This is a genomic window from Streptomyces sp. CB02923, from assembly GCF_001905005.1.
Classification (GTDB): Bacteria; Actinomycetota; Actinomycetes; order Streptomycetales; family Streptomycetaceae; genus Streptomyces.
On the sequence record NZ_LWKZ01000007.1, the window covers coordinates 1 to 13040 of the forward strand.

Annotated in this window: 16 protein-coding genes and 1 pseudogene; 7 read left to right on the plus strand and 10 right to left on the minus strand. The window is 70.0% G+C overall.

Annotated features, from left to right (window positions below; genetic code table 11):
- The 4 genes and pseudogenes from A6A06_RS10095 to A6A06_RS10110 form a co-directional block, all read right to left on the minus strand.
- Positions 1–254 (minus strand): annotated as a pseudogene (locus A6A06_RS10095) (hypothetical protein); the annotation flags it as partial.
- A gap of 211 nt (positions 255–465) precedes the next feature.
- Positions 466–969 carry a hypothetical protein gene (locus tag A6A06_RS10100; protein ID WP_073760871.1) on the minus strand — a complete coding sequence of 168 codons (504 nt, stop codon included), beginning with the start codon at positions 967–969 and terminating at the stop codon, positions 466–468.
- A gap of 147 nt (positions 970–1116) precedes the next feature.
- Entirely contained in the window at positions 1117–1365 is a 249-nt protein-coding gene (locus A6A06_RS10105; protein WP_199930791.1) for a hypothetical protein, read from the minus strand.
- 128 nt (positions 1366–1493) lie between these two features.
- A complete protein-coding gene (locus tag A6A06_RS10110; protein ID WP_199930792.1) occupies positions 1494–1700 on the minus strand; it encodes a hypothetical protein in 207 nt (68 codons plus the stop codon).
- 482 nt (positions 1701–2182) lie between these two features.
- On the opposite strand from A6A06_RS10110, the gene A6A06_RS10115 reads away from it, so the two are divergent.
- The 3 genes from A6A06_RS10115 to A6A06_RS10125 all read left to right on the plus strand — a co-directional run bounded on the left by A6A06_RS10115 (position 2183) and on the right by A6A06_RS10125 (position 4111).
- A complete protein-coding gene (locus A6A06_RS10115; protein ID WP_073760937.1) occupies positions 2183–2368 on the plus strand; it encodes a hypothetical protein in 186 nt (61 codons plus the stop codon).
- Positions 2369–2468: 100 nt separating this feature from the next.
- Entirely contained in the window at positions 2469–3419 is a 951-nt protein-coding gene (locus A6A06_RS10120; protein ID WP_338015877.1) for a GNAT family N-acetyltransferase, read from the plus strand.
- Positions 3420–3442: 23 nt separating this feature from the next.
- A complete protein-coding gene (locus A6A06_RS10125) occupies positions 3443–4111 on the plus strand; it encodes an alpha-ketoglutarate-dependent dioxygenase AlkB family protein (protein ID WP_073760938.1) in 669 nt (222 codons plus the stop codon).
- 67 nt (positions 4112–4178) lie between these two features.
- Here the strand turns inward: A6A06_RS10125 and A6A06_RS10130 are convergent, their stop codons facing one another.
- Positions 4179–4646, minus strand: a complete 468-nt coding sequence (locus tag A6A06_RS10130) for a pyridoxamine 5'-phosphate oxidase family protein (RefSeq protein ID WP_073760875.1) — start codon at positions 4644–4646, stop codon at positions 4179–4181.
- Positions 4647–4685: 39 nt separating this feature from the next.
- Between A6A06_RS10130 and A6A06_RS10135 the strand changes: the two genes are divergently transcribed.
- A complete protein-coding gene (locus A6A06_RS10135) occupies positions 4686–4919 on the plus strand; it encodes a DUF2277 domain-containing protein (protein ID WP_073760876.1) in 234 nt (77 codons plus the stop codon).
- An 18-nt stretch (positions 4920–4937) separates the two neighbouring features.
- Here the strand turns inward: A6A06_RS10135 and A6A06_RS10140 are convergent, their stop codons facing one another.
- From A6A06_RS10140 to A6A06_RS10155, 4 genes are all read right to left on the minus strand, one after another.
- Positions 4938–5894, minus strand: coding sequence for an endonuclease/exonuclease/phosphatase family protein (locus A6A06_RS10140; RefSeq protein WP_073760877.1), 957 nt, complete (start codon positions 5892–5894; stop codon positions 4938–4940).
- 307 nt (positions 5895–6201) lie between these two features.
- Positions 6202–6816 carry a flavin reductase family protein gene (locus A6A06_RS10145; protein WP_073760878.1) on the minus strand — a complete coding sequence of 205 codons (615 nt, stop codon included), beginning with the start codon at positions 6814–6816 and terminating at the stop codon, positions 6202–6204.
- Between the two features lie 176 nt (positions 6817–6992).
- Positions 6993–7538 carry a hypothetical protein gene (locus A6A06_RS10150; protein WP_073760879.1) on the minus strand — a complete coding sequence of 182 codons (546 nt, stop codon included), beginning with the start codon at positions 7536–7538 and terminating at the stop codon, positions 6993–6995.
- A gap of 212 nt (positions 7539–7750) precedes the next feature.
- Entirely contained in the window at positions 7751–8065 is a 315-nt protein-coding gene (locus A6A06_RS10155; RefSeq protein ID WP_073760880.1) for a hypothetical protein, read from the minus strand.
- A 439-nt stretch (positions 8066–8504) separates the two neighbouring features.
- Between A6A06_RS10155 and A6A06_RS10160 the strand changes: the two genes are divergently transcribed.
- The 3 genes from A6A06_RS10160 to A6A06_RS10170 all read left to right on the plus strand — a co-directional run bounded on the left by A6A06_RS10160 (position 8505) and on the right by A6A06_RS10170 (position 12389).
- Positions 8505–9620, plus strand: a complete 1116-nt coding sequence (locus A6A06_RS10160; protein WP_073760939.1) for a right-handed parallel beta-helix repeat-containing protein — start codon at positions 8505–8507, stop codon at positions 9618–9620.
- Between the two features lie 233 nt (positions 9621–9853).
- A complete protein-coding gene (locus tag A6A06_RS10165; protein WP_073760881.1) occupies positions 9854–10381 on the plus strand; it encodes a DUF4232 domain-containing protein in 528 nt (175 codons plus the stop codon).
- Between the two features lie 397 nt (positions 10382–10778).
- Entirely contained in the window at positions 10779–12389 is a 1611-nt protein-coding gene (locus A6A06_RS10170; RefSeq protein WP_199930793.1) for a M4 family metallopeptidase, read from the plus strand.
- 162 nt (positions 12390–12551) lie between these two features.
- Here the strand turns inward: A6A06_RS10170 and A6A06_RS10175 are convergent, their stop codons facing one another.
- On the minus strand, positions 12552–13007 hold the full coding sequence (locus A6A06_RS10175) for a nuclear transport factor 2 family protein (protein ID WP_073760883.1): 456 nt from the start codon (positions 13005–13007) through the stop codon (positions 12552–12554).
- Positions 13008–13040 lie beyond the last annotated feature (33 nt).

Consider the following 13040-nt stretch of genomic DNA (forward strand, 5'->3'; position numbering starts at 1 on the left):
GGGTCCCCCGCGTAATTCACCTGATTCGTGCAGCTCGTCCCGGACTTCTTGGCGGCACCCGACGGCACGCCGTGGCCGGTGCCCTGGGCCGACTTGGCCGTGGAAGCGACGGATTGCGGGGCATTCGAGGCGGCCGAGGAGGACGCGGCGCCGGAACCGCCGTCCTGGCAGGCGGTGAGTCCGAACGCGGCGGCAGCGACCACCATGGCGGCGGCGGCCTTGCGGGCGTGGCGGAAGGCGGTGCGGTGCGACATGTTCTTCCCTGTTCTTCACGTGGTGTTCCGGCTTCGTGAGAACAAGACTGCCGAGCGCCGCTGACGCTTTGCCGCCGTACGACTAACGCGCCACTAACGTCCAGGCCGGTCCGTCGGCAGTGGCTGGAGCCGGTCGCGGCCGAACCGCGGGGTCGGCGTCGCCCTGAGCGCGCCTGTTGCACCGCCTCCGGCACAGGGAGAGCCGTGAGGCTCAGCGGGCCAGGCGTTTGTACAGGGCCATGGGTGTCACATAGCCGGGCCAGCGGCCGTCGTCGAACAGGCGGATTCCGCCGTCGCGATAGCTCTGGTCGATGAGTTGGGAGCAGATCATGTGCCCGGTGGCGGCGACGTAGCGCCGCAGCCCCGGAAAGGGGATGCGGAGGCGGTGGACGGCGATGGCCAGGAAGTCGAGGAAGCTGTACGGGACGCCTTCGTAGCGGCGCCCCGCGGCGCATATCGTGTCGCGTTGGCCGTCCGTGAGCCCTTCCGGGCACACATACAGGACGTTCGCGCCGTCGTAGACCGACAGCGGGCGGATGATCGCGCCGCCGGGTTCGGCTTCCAGGAGCATTCCGCCGGGGAGCACGAGGAAGGCGTGCTGGTAATCGCCGAATCCGTTTCCGTTCAGCCATTGGCCGATACGGATCAAGCGGCCGACATGGCCGCTGATTTGGGTGAGACCTATGTCTCCGGGCATGGGCAGGGCATGCTGCATCTGCGGCTCCGAGGCACACAGTGGGAGTGGGATAACTGTGTGATACCCAATTCGGAGCCGTTGAAAGAAGGCGGGGTCCCGTTCATGGTCCGGTCCGGGGGCCCATCCGTAGCCCCGTTCGTAGCCCCGTCTGTAGCCCCGACCGTTTCAGTGCAGTTCGTAGTGCCAGCTGCCGTCGGCGGGCTCGAATCTCATGTGTACGCGGGCGACGGCGCGCAGGCGGTCGCGGTCCTGCCGGGTCACGGTCACCACGCCGCCCGCCTTGTCGACCACGTACTTCAGCGCGGATTCGAGTTCCTCACGCCTGCGGGCAAGTTGCGCCAGCTCGAACTGCGCCTGCTGCAAACGGGATTGCAGCAGGTCGATCTGCCGCTCGGGAGTGTCTTCGTTCATCATGACGCCGGCGCCGATGGCCGCGGACCGACGGGCGAGGCGGGAGAGGCGCCTCGCCCGGTCCTTCCGCGTGACGGTGGGCACATCCGGTTGGGATGCCGGATGTGCCCACCGTCAGGACGCTGGGGCAATCAGTCCTGCGCCAGGTCCCCGAAACGGGCTGCCGAGTTCCAGTTGCCGTTGCCCCAGTTGTGCGAGGCGTAGCTCGGCGCGTTGGTGTACTTGCTGATGTTGACGAGGTCGTCGTCGTGACCGTGGGCCTGGGACACGACGGCACCGGCGGCGGACAGGCCCACCACCGCGAGGCCGACGAAGAGCGGACGCATGACAGAACGCATACCCACATCCTCCTTTGAGGCGTGCTGAGAGTGACTGACACTCCCGATTCAACCCTCGCCGTTCGGTCATATGAAAGGAGAAACGCCCGTTTTACCCCGATTTACCCAGTTGGCCTAACAGGCCGGGGAAGGGGAGCGGCTTCGGCGCGGGAGGGAGGGGCGGGCGGGGGGTGCCGAAGGATGCCGGGAGGTACGGGAAGGCCGCCGGAGGCCGCCAGGGGCTGCGGTGGCGGAACGGTCGGGGACGCGGCGAGCGTTGGGGTCGCCTGAGCGGCGCACGGAAGGGACGGCGCGTGGACGAAGGGTGGGCGGAGGGTGTGGGTCTGGACACATATGCAGGGTTCCGCACGCCGGGTGCGTACCGGTCATGGCAGGTCAGCCGCATATGTACGGTGCACGTGGCCACGCCGGCCCAGCGGCACGGCGGCCGGGGCCACTTCGGCGAGGGGTCGTTGTCAGTGGCCGCCCCTAGCATGGACGACATGCCCCCATCTCCTTCCCCTCCCACGGGTGCGCCCCCGTCCGCCGCCGACGCGAACGAAGCGATCCGGCGGTTCGTGCGCGCCCGTCGTGGCCGGTCGTGGACGGATGAGGATCGCGCGGAGTACGCGCGGCTGCTGGAGATATGGACGCTCGCGGTGCGCGGGGCCGTCGTCGAGGTCGTCTGAGACCGCCGCGCAGGCGGACGCCGGTGGAGGAGAGGAGCCGCGGCGGGGCGTCGGCGGAAACCGTTGGCGGTGAGCGGCGCACCGCTGCTTATATGCGGACGTGAACGCTGCTGAGATGGACAACAACCGCCACGCCGACCTTCTGCTGGAGCAGTTGCTCGACCGCATCGAGGAGTACTACGACGCCGTTCCGCGCAGTGCCGCCCGTGCCGAGGATTTCGGGTCGCTGACCCTCTTCGCACGCGAAGGCCGGGGCTGGCCGTACTACGCGCGCCCCGCCCGGGGATGGACGGGTGATGCGGTGAGCGCGGCAGAGGTGGCACGGGTGCGCGCCCGGCAGCGGGAGCTGGACCTGCCTGAGAACTTCGAATGGGTGTCCGAGATAACGCCGCGCCTGCGGGCAGCGGCGGAGGAATCGGGGCTGGTGGTGCATGCGCACCCGCTGCTCGCCCTGGATCTGGACGAGGGCCCGGCGCAGGGGGACGGAGCGGGGGCAGGAGCGGCGGCAGGAGCCGGGGCCGGTGTCGGGGCAGAAGCCGGTGCCGGATCTGGAGCAGGAGCTGTGGCGGGCGATGGGTCGGCGGTGCGGGTCCGGATGCTGGAGGACGGTGACCCGGCGTTGCCGTACGCCGTCGCCGTGCCGCATGTCGCGTTCGGCCAGCCCGACACCCAGGTCGGTGCGGCGGGGGCCGGGGAACTGGCGGAGGCGGTCGGGCAGCTCGTCGAGGACGGGGCGGTGGCCCACGTGGCGGAGCGGATACGGAACGGGTACACCGCGGTGGCAGTGGCGGAGGAGGACGGCGCGGCACTGTGCGCCGGGCAGCATCAGCCGGTCGGTACGGTCAGCGAGATCGTCGGCGTGGGAACGCTGCCCAGCGCCCGCCGCCGCGGCCTGGGCCTCGCGGTGACCGCGGCGCTGGTGGCCGACGCCCGTGAGCGAGGTGTCCGTACCGTGTTCCTGTCGGCGAACAACGACGACGTCGCACGGATCTACGAGCGGCTCGGCTTCCGGCGGGTCGCCACCGCGCTGATCGCGGAGCCTGCCGAGTAGCCGGGAGTGAGGTTGCTGTGAACATGCCCCTGCCAGGCTTCGGCGGTACGGAGCGCCCGCGGACCCGGCCCGCGCCGGGCGCGGTGCATGTGCCCGGCTGGCTGTCCCCGGAGCGGCAGCGGGAACTGGTGGCCGCCTGCCGCGGCTGGGCGCGGGGGCCGGTCCCGATCCGGCACACCCGGCTGCCGCGCGGCGGCGTCATGTCCGTACAGACGGTATGCCTCGGCTGGCACTGGCAGCCGTACACGTACAGACGCACCGCCGATGACGTCAACGGGGCCCGCGTCGCCGCGTTCCCCGACTGGCTGGTGGAGCTGGGGCGGGCGGCGCTGGCCGACGCGTACGAGGACCCGGCCGCGGCAGACGGGTACACGCCGGACACCGCTCTGGTCAATTTCTACGACGGCCGGGCCACGATGGGAATGCACCAGGACAAGGACGAACGGTCCGGCGCCCCGGTGGTCTCGCTCAGCATCGGCGACACCTGCGTCTTCCGCTTCGGGAACACCGAGACGCGCAGCCGCCCCTACACCGACGTCGAGCTGGCCTCCGGCGATCTGTTCGTCTTCGGCGGGCCGTCGCGGTTCGCCTACCACGGGGTGACGAAGGTACGCCCGGGGACCGGCGACCCCGCGACGGGCCTGACGAGCGGGCGCCTCAACATCACGCTGCGGGTCACCGGACTGGAGTAAGCCCCGGACGGCGGCAGGCCCCCGAGCGGGGGCGGGAGCGGGAGCGGACCGGGGCAGGGCGGGGGCCCTACTGGGCCGTGCCCGCCAGCAGCCAGCGGCCGACCGGCACCTCGAAGAGCACCCGGCCCCGCGCCGACGGGGGTGAGGCGGTCGCGTCCCAGTCGTACTTCGCGATGAAGGCGGCGGCGACGTCGGGCGGTACGGCGGCGCTGCCGGGTCCCGCGGCGCCGGCCGCGGGCTGCCCGGCAGCGGGCTGCGGGCTGCCGTCCGGCGGCACGTGCCATACCTTGGCGCGTCCTTCCGCGACGACCGGGGCCTCCCCGCCCTCCAGGGCCAGCGAGACGCGCGCATCGTTCTCGACGTTGCGGAGCTTCACCGAGGTACGTTCCGCGCCGATCCACCAGGTGTCGCGCACGAAGACGAACCAGACGGGTGTGACGTGCGGGGAGCCGTCCGGGCGCAGCGTGCACAGCCAGGCGATCCGCTCGGTGGCCAGGCGGTCACGGACGGCGGATCCCAGAGTCTGATCTTTCATACCGGTATTCCATCAGGGGATGCGAGGCACACTGAAGGTATGTGCCGCAGTATCAAGACGCTCCGACCGCCTGCCACGCCAGATGTGACCGAGGACGACATCCGGGCCGCGGCCCTCCAGTACGTCCGCAAGGTCTCCGGATTCCGCGCGCCTGCCGCGCACAACCGTGAGGTGTTCGAGCAGGCCGTGGACGCGGTGGCAGCCGCGACGCACGACCTGCTGGCCGGGCTCCGGGTACGGGGCAGCGGCGGTGGTAGTGGCGGTGGCGCTTAGCCCTTAGGTGCTGGGTGCCTAGGGGGCCTTAGGGGCCTCGGGCAGTTCCAGCAGCGCGCGTACCGGCAGGTGGTCGCTGGGAAACTGTCCGTGCCGGGAGAACGTGTCGATCACGGCACGGTGGGTCCGGACCGACGGCGAGGTGAGGATCCAGTCGATCCGTTCGCCGTCCCGTACCAGCGGCCGGTAGCCGTGGAACGTGGCGTACAGGGTGCTGCGCGAGTCGGCCGTGTCCCAGCTGTCCACGAGCGCGCCCCGGGCGAGCATCGTGTCGTACACGGGATTGTTGTGGGCGGGAACGTTGAAGTCGCCGGTGACGATGCGCGGGAGGGCGGGGTCCAGCGCGCGCAGCCGGTCGGTGATCAGTGCCGCGGAGCGCTCACGCGAGTACTGGTTGAGGTGGTCGAGGTGGGTGTTGAGGGCGTAGAACTCACCGCCGGTGCGCAGGTCCCGGAAGCGCACCCAGGTCGCCATCCGGATGACCGTGTTGCCCCACGTCGCCGAGCCGATCAGATACGGGGTGTCGGAGAGCCAGAAGTGGTCGTATTCGACCGGGGCCAGTCGGCGGATGTCGTAGAAGATGGCCGCGAACTCGTCGCGGCTGCCGCCGGCCCGGCCCGTGCCCAGCCAGGCGTAGTCGTCGCCGAGGTCTTCCGCGATGTCCTGGAGTTGGTGGTAGAGGCCCTCCTGCGTACCGAGCAGGTGCGGTGCGGCCCGGTGCAGCAACTCCCGCATGACGGGGCGGCGTTCGGGCCAGGAGTTGGGCCGCTGGTCCGAGGCGTACCGGAGGTTGAACGTCATGGTGCGCAGCCGCCGGCCGTCCCGGGCGGCGTCCGCGGTGCCGCCTCCGTAAGCCAGGGCAGGTGTGCCGACCGCCAGGGCAGGTGTGGCGACCGCCGTCGCCGCGACGGCACGCAGTGCGGTACGGCGGCTGAACGGTCCTGCGGAAGCGCGGGCGGCGCCCGATCTCGTCATCGCATCTCCAGTGGCCGGTGGCCCGCTACGCCTGCGGGCCGGGTCACCGAAGAGTCTCGGAGGTCAGGGTGATGCGGAAGTGGACAACAGGGAGAGGGGGCCGAAACGGGCTACTCCCCTGCTGCCCGCCGAGGCCGGGAATGGAGGGGTCGCGTCCAGGGCCCGGCCTCCGGTCGACGGCGGCCCGCAGGTCCGCCCCGGCCCCGGCCCCATTCCGGCTACGGTCCCGGTTCCGTTCCGCGTACGCCCCGGTCCCGGTCCCGTTCCGTGTACGTCCCCGCCCCGGCCCCGGACGTGCCGCCTTCCGTCAGGCTTCCGCCGGGCCCTGCCAGTCCGCGTACCGGATGCGGGAGATCTCCCGTACGTCGCCGAGCGTCCCCCACTCGTCCTTGCCCAGCCGGGACAGCGGACGCATCTTCCGGATCTCCGGGTGACCGTCGGTCATGACCTCCTCCGACACGGCGGCGTGCACCACCCGGCCGAAGACGACGGTGGAGTCGCCGAACCGCATCGTGCTGTGCAGTTCGCATTCGAAGGCCACCGGCGAGGCGGCGACCCGCGGCGGCTTCACCCGCAGGCTCGGCTCGGCGGCCACCCCGACCTCGTCGAACTCGCTCACTCCGGGCGGGAAGTCGGTCGCCGTCTCATTGATCTGCGCGGCGAGTTCCTCCGGCGCGAAGTTGACCACGAACTGACCGGTCTCCTCGACGTTACGGAGGGAATCCTTCCGCCCGACGGCCGAGAACTGCAGGATGGGCGGTGCCACACAGGCGATGTTGAAGAACGAGTGCGGCGCCAGATTGGCCACGCCCTCGGCGGAGATGGTGGACACCCAGGCGATGGGCCGCGGGACCACGGTCGCCGTGAGCAGCCGGTAGAAGCCTTGCCGGTCGAACTGTTCGGGGTCGAAGTCGATACGCATGAAGATCAGTATCCATCCCGGCCGCCCGTGCGGCCCAGCGCCCCGGTCACGGACCCCAGCGACATCGGCTCCCATAGGGCGCCTACTGCCATAGCGGCATCGGCATCGGCATCGGCATCGGCAGACCATCGCCAAAAGCCGCTACCGGCCACCCGCCATCGGGCACCGAGCACCGGCTACCGGATGAACTGCACGCTCTCGAAAGACAACGCATCGGCGTGCTCCTGCTTCCGGAGGAAATGATCTGCGGTCCCTTGGCAGGCCTCTTCACCGGTCCAGATCTCGACCGTCTTGTTCGTCGCGTTGTACACGAACCCGTCGCTTTGCAGAGTGATACAGGTATTGCTACGGGGGTTGCGCAGCGATTTCTTGTTCCCGGCTTCTCTGTACCGGAAATATCCTGGCTGCGGACGTCCGCGGAAGTAGACGCTGCCGAAAGTCGCCTGCGCGTGCTGACCGGTATTCAGTTTGCGCAGGGGGATTCCGGAGCAATTGTCCGCCGCGTAGAGTTCCGCCGGGGCGCTGGTGTTGTTCCATACGCGCCCCGATGCCCGTAGATACGTATGGCAGCCGTTCGCCGTGAAATCTCTGATGGTGTGGACGGGGCCGGGTTCGGTGTATTCGAAGAACCCGGTCGTCGTTCCGGCAGGTGGCGCTGTCACCACGGTGAGCAGGAAGGACGCGACGACTACCGCGAGGGCGTTCCACCGCCGGTGCACCACTGCACCACCTCCTTCTTTCGGTACGGGCACGCTCTGACGTGCCCGTTGGACCCGTAACGCCCTTCCTCGCCCGCGCGCCGCGTCCAGCCCCGCCCGTGCGCCCACCCGAGAGGTGGTGGAGGGCGCGGAGCGGGACCGGGGCGCGGCTGATCAGGCTGCTGGAGCGACCAGAACGGCCACAGCGGCCGGAGCAGCTGCAGCAGCCAGAACGGCTACCGGATGAATTCCACGCTCTTGAATTCGACGTCCGGGCCATGCTGACGCGGCTTCAGGAACTGGGTCGCGGTCCCCTCGCAGTCGTCCCTCATCGCGTAAAGAGCGACGACCTTGTTGGTGCCGTTGTACGCCCGTCCGTTCCCCTCGATCGAGTGGCAGGTATTGCTCCGCGGGTTGTCGAGCTGCTCCTGGAGGCCCGTGGGCGCGGTGTACAGGAAGAAGCCCGTCGTGCTGAGGGCGGGAGTGGTCGCACCGAGAGCGACCGCCGTCGCGATACCCAGACCGGTGAGGATGCGGGGAATGCGCTTCATTCGAAGTCTCCTACTGCGGGGGTGGCTGACGTTCTGCAGCAATTAAATTGGTGCGGCAGCAGCGTCGGCAAGACACCGAGGCGTCACCAAAAGAGCGAGTTTGGCGCGGCATCATGGTAGTTATTCGCGGAGCGGGAGACGCCGGATCTTTGCGTGGCAGCGAATCCTCGGAACGGAGAATCGACAGGTGTAATCCCGCTGTCTCAATGTGCGACGACAACACGACGCCCCGGCGGCAACCTTTCCGCGCGCGGCGGTGACAAGGAAGTGTGCGGCCGGGCGGGAAGCCCCGGCCCGGCCCGCCACCGTGTCGTCCCCCACGAAAGGACCAACCGCCGTGAGCAGCAGCACCGGTCACCACCGCAGAACCGGCAGAACCGGCAGAACCGGCAGAACCGGCAGAAACCGCAGAAACCGCAGAACCCGCAGAACCCGCAATCTGACCATCGCCACCGCCGTCGCCGTGACCGCCGGTGGCGGAGGTTCCTGGCTGGCACTCGCCCCCGGTACGGCCGGGGCGGCCTCCCGGACCGTGGTCGTCTCGTCCACCGCGGCGCTTCAGGACGCCGTCGCACACGCCGAGGCCGGCACCACCATCCAGGTGCGCGGCGGTACGTACTGGCCGACACACAGCCTCAAGAGTTCCGCCGACGGCACGCCCACGGCCCGTATCACCCTCGCCGCGTACGGCGGCGAGAAGGTGCGGATCGACGGTTCGAAGCTGCCCGCCGGGGCCTGGCTGGCCGGAATTTCGGGTGACTACTGGACCGTGGAGAACCTCACCTTCCGGAAGTCGCCCGCGCACGGCTTCGTCGCCACCTCCTCCACCGGCGGCGTCTTCAAGAACCTCGTCACCGCCGACAACGGCAACACGGGCTTCACCCTGCGCGGCGAGGGCACCCGCCACAACCTCGTGCAGAACCTGGACAGCCACGGCAACTTCGACCCCGCCACGCACGGCCAGAACGCCGACGGCATCGCCGTCAAGTTCGGTTCGGGCCAGGGGAACCGGATCACGGGGGCGCGGCTGTCCGGCAACGCCGACGACGGGCTGGACCTGTGGAAGTTCGCCGGTCCGGTCACCATCGAGCACACCTGGGCCTACGGCAACGGCAGGAACCGCTGGCACGACCCCGCCTTCGAAGGCAACGGCAACGGCTTCAAACTGGGCGGCGGCGGTACGGTCGCGGCGCACACCGTGACCAACAACGCGGCCTGGGACAACGCCCTCCACGGCTTCACCGAGAACAGCAACCCCGGCGCCACCGCGCTCCGGCGCAACACCGCGTACGCCAACGAGAAGGCGGGCTTCTCCTTCGCCACGGGCAGGGCGCGGCTGTCGAAGAACCTGGCCGCCGCCAACGGCGACCGGCCCGCCAAGGTGGGCTCCTCCGCCGTGTCGGCCGGGAACAACTGGGACAGCGGCGTGGCGACGCCCGCGTTCCGGTCCACCGACGCGCGTACCGCGTACGGACCGCGCCGAGCGGACGGCTCGCTGCCGGTGACCACCTTCCTGACCACCGGGAACGCCCCCATCGGGTCGACCATGAACTGACCGGGGACGGCAGCAGTACGGCGGTACCGGTCCATGGCAGTACCGGTCCACGGCGTTAGCCGCGTGTTAGCCGATCACCAACGCCCTGGCGCAGGATGGGGCGCACGGAACAAGGATGGCCGTACCGGCCCGTCCCGTACCGGGACACGTGTCGCGTTACGTGTACGGGGCAGGCGGGTGGGTGCATCACGATCGTGCCCCCGGGATGCCGGGGAAGAGGGAGTTGATCGACCATGCGTGGTCTGCGTACCGCTGCCGCCATTGCCGCTGCCGCCGCTCTGGCCGCCGGCGCGAGCGCGGGAGTCGCCTCCGCGGCCGGTGCCGGGACGGCCGGTGCCGGAGCGTGCCAGCCGGGGACGCTGAAGGTCACCACGACGGACGCGGGCGGGAGCCAGGCCGGGATGAACCACGCGGGCACCTACCTGCGGGTGGAGAACACCGGCAAGAGCACCTGCGCGATATCCGGCTACCCGGGCCTGGCGCTGGAGGGTGCCGGGCACACGGCGCTCAAGACCCAGGCGCGGCACGGTGACACGTACTTCGCCAAGGACCCGGGCGTCCACCGGGTCACGCTCGCGCCGGGCAAGAGCGCCTACGCCGACCTGGTGTGGACGCACACCGGCGCGAACACCGCGCACGCCAAGTACCTCCAGGTCTCGCCGAGCGGCGGCAACGCGCACAACGTGCTCCCGTTCGACCAGGAGGTGGACAACGGCACGCTGTCCGTGACGGCCTGGTCGGCGAAGCTGCCCACCTCCTGAGGCAGCGTTCCCGCGTCCTCATGAGGCAGGATTCCCGTCCCTGAGGCAGCGTTCCCGTAGCGGTACGGAGGCCCGGCGCCCGATGGCGGCGCCGGGCCTCCGGCATGCCGTGCGGCGGCGGCTCCGGCGGGCGGCCTTCGCGGGCCGTCGGCACCGGGTTTCACGCAACAGGACGTTCACAAAACCGGTCGCCGACCGACCATATATCGCCGACAAACGACCGCATTTCGTCAAACCACCTGTGAAATCCTTGTTGAAGACCTGACAAACAGGGTCGGGTGATGGCACTCTCCTCTCGATTCACTCCTGCACCACCGGGCGGCCCGACAGGGCCCGCCCTCCCCCTCATTCGGGCCGGCACCCATACGGCCCGCGCTAGGAGACTGAGTTGAGACGCATGACCTCCACCCCCCGCAAGTACACCCTCCGTACCGCCGCCCTGGTCGCCTCCGCCGCGATGGTCGCGGTCGCCGTCCAGGCCGGATCGGCGACCGCCCAGCCCGACGCCGCGACCGGCGCCAGCGCCGTCGCGCTGTCCGCCCAGCAGCGCGTGACCGCGATCAAGGGCGCGCAGGCGGACGCCGCCGTCACCGCGCAGAAGATCGGCCTCGGCGGCCAGGAGAAGCTGATCGTCCGCGACGTCATCAAGGACGCGGACGGCACGGTGCACACGCGCTACGAGCGCACCTACGAGGGCCTGCCGGTCCTCGGCGGGGACCTGGTCGTACACGAGAAGAAGAGCGGCGCCCGTTCGGTCACCAAGGCGACCGAGGCCAAGATAGCCGTGGCCACGACCGACGCCGCGCAGCCCGCGGCAGCCGCCAAGAAGAGCGCGCTGTCCGCGTCCGCCGCCGAGAAGAACGCCAAGACGCAGGCCCAGGCCGCGCCGAAGAAGGTGATCTGGGCCGCTTCCGGCAAGCCCGTGCTGGCCTACGAGACCGTGGTCACCGGCGTCCAGAAGGACGGCACGCCCAGCGAGCTGCACGTGGTCACCGACGCGAAGACCGGGGCCACGCTCTTCCAGGACGAGACGATCGAGACCGGTACGGGCACCAGCTCGTACAGCGGCACCGTTCCGCTCACCACCACCAAGAGCGGCAGCACCTACAACCTCACCGACGGTGCCCGGGGCGGCCACAAGACGTACGACCTGCGCCAGGGCACGTCCGGCACCGGCACGCTCTTCACCGACGCCGACGACAAGTGGGGCGGCGGCCGCCAGACCGCGGCCGTCGACGCGCACTACGGCGCGGCGGTCACCTGGGACTTCTACAAGAACGTGCTGGGCCGCAACGGCATCCGCAACGACGGCAAGGGCGCCTACTCCCGCGTCCACTACGGCAACAGCTACGTCAACGCCTTCTGGCAGGACTCCTGCTTCTGCATGACGTACGGCGACGGCCAGAACAACGCCAACCCGCTGACCGCGCTGGACGTGGCCGCCCACGAGATGAGCCACGGCGTCACCGCCGCCACCGCGAAGCTCAACTACAGCGGCGAGTCCGGCGGCCTGAACGAGGCCACGTCCGACATCTTCGGCACGGCGACCGAGTTCTACGCCAACAACGCGGCCGACAAGGGCGACTACCTCATCGGCGAGAAGATCAACATCAACGGTGACGGCACGCCGCTGCGCTACATGGACAAGCCCTCCAAGGACGGCGCGTCCAAGGACTACTGGTCCTCGTCGCTGGGCGGCGTCGACGTGCACTACTCCTCGGGTCCGGCCAACCACTTCTTCTACCTGCTGTCCGAGGGCAGCGGCACGAAGACGATCAACGGCGTGACCTACAACAGCCCGACCTACGACAACTCGAAGGTCACCGGCATCGGCCGCGACAAGGCCGAGAAGATCTGGTACCGCGCGCTGACCACGTACTTCACCTCCACCACGAAGTACGCGGGCGCCCGCACCGGCACGCTGAAGGCCACCGCCGACCTGTACGGCGCCAACAGCACCGAGTACAAGACGGTCGCGGCCGCGTGGACCGCGATCAACGTGAAGTAAGCGTCGGCTGACGCCGGTCTCCGGCGCGCCCGCCGTCACCGGCGGGCGCGCCGGACCACCGCACTCCGCCCCGCCGGGCCCCCGGCGGGGCGGAGTGCGTCGCGGCGCCGGGCCCCGCGGCAGCTCAGGCCTTCGCGGCACCGGGCCCCGCGAGGGCTCGGGTCACCAGACCGGGATCAAGGTCCGGTCCCCGGCCGGCCGCGGGCCGGAGATGCGCCGCTCCGCCGCGCTGATCCATACGTCGTTGATGCTCGCCTCCCGGCGCCGCATCAGTCCCCCGCCGGTGAACTCCCACAGCTCGTTGCCGTAGGCGCGCCACCACTGCCCGGTGGCGTCGTGGAACTCGTACTGGAACCGCACCGCGATCCGGTCGTCCTGGAAGGACCACAGCTCCTTGCGCAGGGCGTAGTCGAGCTCCCGTGCCCACTTCTCGCGGAGGAAGGCGGTGATCTCGGCGCGGCCGGTGAGGAACGTGTCCCGGTTCCGCCAGACCGTGTCCTCGGTGTAGGCGAGCGCGACGTGCTCGGGGTCGCGGGTGTTCCAGGCGTCCTCGGCGGCCTGGACCTTCTTCAGTGCGCTCTCCCGGTCGAACGGCGGGAGCGGGGGGCGTGGGGTCATGACGGACTCCTTGCAGGAGGAACCACACGGAGA